Source organism: Chitinophagaceae bacterium, assembly GCA_016710165.1.
In the GTDB taxonomy this organism is placed as follows: Bacteria; Bacteroidota; Bacteroidia; order Chitinophagales; family Chitinophagaceae; genus Ferruginibacter.
Window position 1 is genome coordinate 925,419 of sequence record JADJLJ010000002.1, and the last position, 6,000, is coordinate 931,418.

Consider the following 6,000-nt stretch of genomic DNA (forward strand, 5'->3'; position numbering starts at 1 on the left):
TGATATAGTTGGAAGGCCTGCTGCCATCAATATCTCATCCGGTATCACCACAGCGGCATCACTGGATATACGCGATAATATCTTTGCCAACACGCAGACAACGGGTAACCGCTATGCCATCATCAGCGGCGCAGCCAATACCGTGTTCAGCAATATCAACTACAACGATTACTATTCAACCGGGTTAGTGGGTTATAACGGTACCACCGAATACGCCAACCTGGCCGCCTGGCAGGCAGCCAGCGCACAGGATGCGAACAGTGTGGCCGCAGATCCGTTGTTCACCACACCTACAAACCTGAACCTGCAGGCAACATCGCCTTTGATAGGTTCCGGTGTTACCATCGGTGGTATCACGAACGACTTTGTGAACTCAACCCGTAACAGCCCACCGTCGATCGGTGCGTATGAGAACAAGATCGTGGTAGCTGCCACCGTGTTCCTGCACGGCGCATTCAGCTCCGGACTGAGCCGTCATAAAGATGTGAGTGCAGCATGGGCTGCCGTGCTGAATGCAAATGCATTGAGCCAGCCTTACAGCGGCGCTCCGTTCAACTATGCAGGTACCGAGAGCGTATCAGCCGGCTTCTTCACATCAACCGTTGCCACAACCGATATTACCGATTGGGTACTGGTTGAATTAAGGGATGCCGTAACCCCAACCACCGTTGTGAGCACGCGTGCGGCATTTGTGCGGGAAGATGGGCTGATCGTTGACGTGGATGGCGTATCACCTGTTGCGTTCAAAGGATTTGCTGCTGGTAACTACTTCATCACCATCAGGCACCGCAACCACCTGGGTGTTCGTTCAGCAACCGCACAATTGATAGATGGTGCTGTTGCCCCAACGGCGTACGACTTCAGCAGTGCACAGGCGCAGGCATACCAGGACCCGGCCATACTTGCCCTGCCTTCACCGAATAATAACAATGCCATGAACTCGGTAGGCGGTAAATTTGTTCTGTGGGGTGGTAATGGTAATGCGAATAATACAACAAGGGCCAACGGGCCGCTTGCCCAGAATGATTACTCGTTCCTGATCACCACCACGCTGGCTGGTAACGTAACCGGGAATATCCCGAACGTGTACAGCAGGGCCGATTATAACATGGATGGAACCGTAAGGGCGAACGGGCCACTTACTCAGAACGATTACTCATTCCTGATCACGACAAGCCTGGGAGGAAGTGTAACCAAGATCATAACTCAACATCAATAATCCTACAATAAATTAAAACAATGAAAATGAAACAGATTTTTGTACTGATAACAGGATTGATGCTGGCCCTTGGAAGCCAGGCACAATTAATACACGGCTCCATCCAGCCCAGCGTGGGTGGCATCAACAGAGTTGATATCCTTTTCAGACCAACGTATACCAGTGCAGCCGGAGAGTATGTGAATTATGTCCAGTTCTGTGTAGCAATACCTTCGGCGGTTTCCGGAGGTGTTACGGCATCCCTGACGGGTGTCGGGAATTTTGCTACTTTAGTATTTCAACAGGATGCACCTTACACATATGCGTCTACCGGTGAAAGGATATTTACCTGGGTATGGCCTGAACCCGGCTGTAACTGCAATGTCATGGACTGCAGGTACCGAATTCATCGGGGCCACGGTCACGTTCCAGGGTAACCCATCCGCTGCTGCCCAGGTTAGGGTAGTGGATTATACAAATTATGGTGGCGGAACCAACAGCAATACTTATTATGCGATTACATCAACTGCTGGCGATCGCACGGATTATGCCAGCCTGTTCTATCAGAATGCAGGTGTAAGTACTACAGGTACTTATGGTAATGCCGACCAGTTTGTGCGTACGGATGGTAACATCACATTGCCTGTTGGCCTGCTGAGCTTCAATGGCTATAAAGATGGTACACGTAACCAGTTGCGCTGGATAACCAGCACCGAGCAGAATAACCTTGGCTTTGAAGTACAGCGTTCACTGGATGGAGTGAACTACAGCAGCATCGGTTTTGTGAATTCGCTGGCGAACGGGGGCAACAGTTCCATTCAGTTGAATTATGCATTTACGGATAATAATGTAACCGGCACCAAACAATTCTACCGCCTGCGCCAGGCCGACCTCAGTGGCGGCAGCAAGCTGAGTAATATTGTGGTGCTGAAGTCTGATAAACCAACGTTGATAACCATCGACGGCATGTTCCCGAACCCGGCCACTACCGTGGTGAACCTGATGATATCATCACCGGTGAAGGACAAACTGACGATGACCGTTGTTGACATGAGCGGCCGTACCATGATGCAGCGCAGCCTGAACGTGGAAACCGGAAGCAATACCTTACCGGTGGATGTATCGGGCCTGGCAGGCGGCACCTATATGGTGCGCATGATCAGCAGCACCGGCGAAGTGACCACCGGTAAGCTGGTGAAGCAATAACCCCTTAAGATAGAATGCGAAGGGCTGTGTGAGAACACGGCCCTTTTTTTGTTTTTACCGCAGAGGTTTTTTTTACCGCAGAGAACGCAGAGGAGGAACCGCAAAGGGCGCAAAGAAAGACCTTTGCGGACTTTGCGCTAACCTTTGCGTTCTCTGCGGTAAAACCTCCGCGTTCTCTGCGGTAAAACCTCTGCGTTCTCTGCGGTAAAACCTCTGCGTTCTCTGCGGTAAAACCTCCGCGTTCTCTGCGGTAAAACCTCTGCGTTCTCTGCGGTAAAACCTCCGCATTCTCTGCGGTAAAACCTCCGCGTTCTCTGCGGTAAAACCTCCGCGTTCTCTGCGGTAAAAATCTTTGCGGTTAAACACCCGTAAATGGGTAACGAAAAATTCATCTTCAAAACCCTTGATAAACCAGGTATTTTTACTATATTGATACCCGTTTCGGATACAATACTCCTTTAAAAGATTCCAGGCTCATCCCTCAGACTGCAGGCAGGACATTTTTCAAAACAAAAGAACAGGATCTGATAATTATGAGAGCATTCATATTGTTCATGTCATTGTTTTTATGCCAGGGCATCCATGCTGCTACGTATTATATCAGCCCTTCGGGCAATGATACAACCGGCGACGGCAGCCTCACCCTGCCCTGGGCCAGTTTACACAAGGCAACCACCCAGGTGATCACGGCAGGCGATACCATCCGGGTGCTGCCGGGGGTTTATTATGAGACCGAAGAATGTTTTTTGGCCGTAGGAGTCAACATCCTGGGGTCCGGCATCGGGTCTTCTTTCATCAACAGCCAGTACAGTAATTATTTTTCCACTTTCCTCACCCTCAGTTCGCCGGACGGCACCATCGGCAACCAGTTCATATCCGGGCTCAGCATCGACGGGGGCTATGTGAACGACTCCGTTTTCAAGACCTGGGTGGCCATCTGGGTCACGGGCCGTGGCTATGTGAACATCAACAACTGCCATATCACTAATTTCAAGAACCGGGGTGTGATCTTCGACGGCAACCATGCAACCGAACCCCGCCAGGATACGAATGTGTATGCATTTTACAACCGTTTTGAATACAATACCATTCTGAATTCGGCCGAGAACAACGGCGCTTACGGAGCCGGGCTCCTCAACATCGGCGGACAGGCGGGCATGTTCATACACAATAATAACCTGGTGCAGAACCAGCGGGATTCCTTTGCCAACGGATGGCCCATCAAGTACTGGGACAATGGCTGGCTGCGGGGTGTGATCATCCACAACAACACCTCATCAAATCGCCCTTCCCGGCAGCTACCCGGGGCAGGGGGGCGACTGGGATTTTGCCATCGAACTCTTCAATATCCAGGGACTGGAGGTCTTCAATAACTATATTGAAGGAAGCATTGACCTCAACTATAATTACATGGGTAATTACGATTACTGCGCCTGGATACACAACAACACATTCAACCACTCCGTGCTTAACGGCCGCACCGAAAGCGGGATCATTTTTGAATACCGCACCGAATCGGCCCTGGTGGAAAGGAATATCTTCCGGAACATTTCGGCAGGGGTCGTTTTCAATACCCGTTCGTACCACGACCCCGGCGGCAACGATACCATGGCCGTAACACCCTCCGGGGGCTACAGCTACCTCACCGATATAGTCATCCGCAATAATCTTTTCACCAATATTTACCAGGGCAACGGGGCAGCAGCCGGGGGAGGCGTGATCTTTCACAGCGAAAGTTCGAACGATACCCAGATCAACGGCCTGGACATTGACTACAATACCATCGTGGCCCAGGAGGGCGACGAGCCCTGGTTCGGCATCTCCCTGCTGTCGTTGCAGAACGGCATGGCAAACAATGTGAACATCCGAAACAATATCGTGAATGGTTTTTTGGAGACCTGGCTCCGGGGCGATTCATCCGTAACCAATATCAACGGCATAACGGTAACCCATAACAATGCATTTGATAATGGTTTTGGCAACGGCAATGCGCCTTCCTGGCCCGGCGGCAACCCGCAGAATTATACCTACAGCAATAACCTGAGCGTGGATCCGCAGTTCATTTCACCCACGGTTCATCACCTGCAGCCTTTATCGCCGCTCTATGGTGCGGGCACTTCCATTCCGGGGGTCAATAACGACATTCTTTACAACGGGCGCAATTACCAGCCAACCATCGGGGCCTACGAGGATAATTTACTTTTTTCGGCCAGGCTATTCCTGCAGGGCGCTTACAGTGCCTCGCTGGGCCGGCATAAAGATGTAACGCCTGCATGGGCAGCCATACTTAATGCCCATGCAACCATACAACCTTATGGCCCCATTTATGGATATAACGGTTTGGATTCCGTTCCGGCAGGGTTCTTTACCGATACCAATGCCAATGGTATTGCCAGCGATATCATCGACTGGGTGCTGCTTGAACTGAGGAGCACGGCTAACCCGGCAACGGTAATAAACCAGCGTGCAGCGCTGATCCGGGAAGACGGGCTTATTGTAGATACCGATGGCGTTTCGCCCGTTGCATTCAAAGGGGCGCAGGCCGGTAATTACCTGGTGAGCATCCGGCACCGGAACCACCTGGGCGTGCGTACATCCGTTGTACAATCATTGAACGGAACGATGGCGGCACCGGTTGTATATGATTTTACCACCGCACAGTCATCAGCGTACCAGGATCCCGTGGTCTTGTCAAGTCCGCCGCCGAATAACAATAACGCGATGCTGGCATTGCCGGGAGGTAAGTTCGGGTTATGGGGAGGCAACAGCAACAGCAACACAACCGTGCGGGCCAATGGCCCCCTGGCACAAAATGATTACCTGCATCTTATTACCAGCACCCTGGGTGGTAATATAACCATACAGCTCCCCAATGTTTACAGCAGCGCCGACATGAATATGGACGGTACCGTGCGGGCCAATGGCCCCTTGCTGCTGAATGATTACCTCTTCCTGGTAACAACCACGCTCGCGGGTAACATAACAAGGATAATCACACAGCACCTGTGATCTTTTTTTATTCCTGATACAGGTTTTTACCACAAATGATTTTAACCGCAAAGGAATTAACCGCAAAGGGCGCAAAGGAGTTAACCGCAAAGGACGCAAAGCAACTTAGCGGACTTTGCGTTGCACTTTGTCTTAGCGCCCTTTGCGGTAAAAAAAACTCAAACCTTATGAGGCTTAATCAATTAACCGCTGCCCGGGGAATGAACTTTGCGCCCTTTGCGGTTCTCTCTTAGCGCCCTCTGCGGTTAAAAAAAAACCTCAAACGTTACAGATCTCTGCAGTAAAAATCCTCCAAACCTTAAAGATCTCTAATAAAATGCGGAAATAAACAATACTATTTTAATATGACCCTTGCAGCATTATGCCATAATAAAGTATCTTGCAGGTGGTTTGGCATGATAAATGTGCCCGATATGTGCTTAATATCCAACAATTTCCTGCCAAAAACCGTTTCAGCAGAACTACTGCCTGAATTTTAATTGTAAACCCTTGTTAATAGATACTATGAAAAAAAATTTACTTCGTACTGTCCTTACTGTGTTTAAGTGCTGGTACCTGGGCACAGGTTAGTTTAACGAACGGAACTC

General features: G+C 50.2%; 4 protein-coding genes. All 4 read left to right on the forward strand.

The window, feature by feature from the left end:
• The first annotated feature begins 1,245 nt into the window (after positions 1 to 1,245).
• On the forward strand, positions 1,246 to 1,635 hold the full coding sequence (locus IPJ02_14530; protein ID MBK7376717.1) for a hypothetical protein: 390 nt from the start codon (positions 1,246 to 1,248) through the stop codon (positions 1,633 to 1,635).
• Complete coding sequence (locus tag IPJ02_14535; GenBank protein ID MBK7376718.1) at positions 1,580 to 2,404, forward strand: T9SS type A sorting domain-containing protein; 825 nt, start codon at positions 1,580 to 1,582, stop codon at positions 2,402 to 2,404. Before IPJ02_14530 ends, IPJ02_14535 begins: the two co-directional genes overlap by 56 nt.
• A 533-nt stretch (positions 2,405 to 2,937) precedes the next feature.
• On the forward strand, positions 2,938 to 3,777 hold the full coding sequence (locus IPJ02_14540; protein MBK7376719.1) for a hypothetical protein: 840 nt from the start codon (positions 2,938 to 2,940) through the stop codon (positions 3,775 to 3,777).
• A 37-nt stretch (positions 3,778 to 3,814) separates the two neighbouring features.
• Complete coding sequence (locus IPJ02_14545; GenBank protein ID MBK7376720.1) at positions 3,815 to 5,413, forward strand: hypothetical protein; 1,599 nt, start codon at positions 3,815 to 3,817, stop codon at positions 5,411 to 5,413.
• Positions 5,414 to 6,000 lie beyond the last annotated feature (587 nt).

Bases quoted from the DNA above. Each gene is read 5' to 3' on its own strand.
- IPJ02_14530 (MBK7376717.1), top strand. From the start codon at position 1,246: ATGAAACAGATTTTTGTACTGATAACAGGATTGATGCTGGCCCTTGGA.
- IPJ02_14535 (MBK7376718.1), top strand. From the start codon at position 1,580: ATGTCATGGACTGCAGGTACCGAATTCATCGGGGCCACGGTCACGTTC.
- IPJ02_14540 (MBK7376719.1), top strand. From the start codon at position 2,938: ATGAGAGCATTCATATTGTTCATGTCATTGTTTTTATGCCAGGGCATC.
- IPJ02_14545 (MBK7376720.1), top strand. From the start codon at position 3,815: ATGGGTAATTACGATTACTGCGCCTGGATACACAACAACACATTCAAC.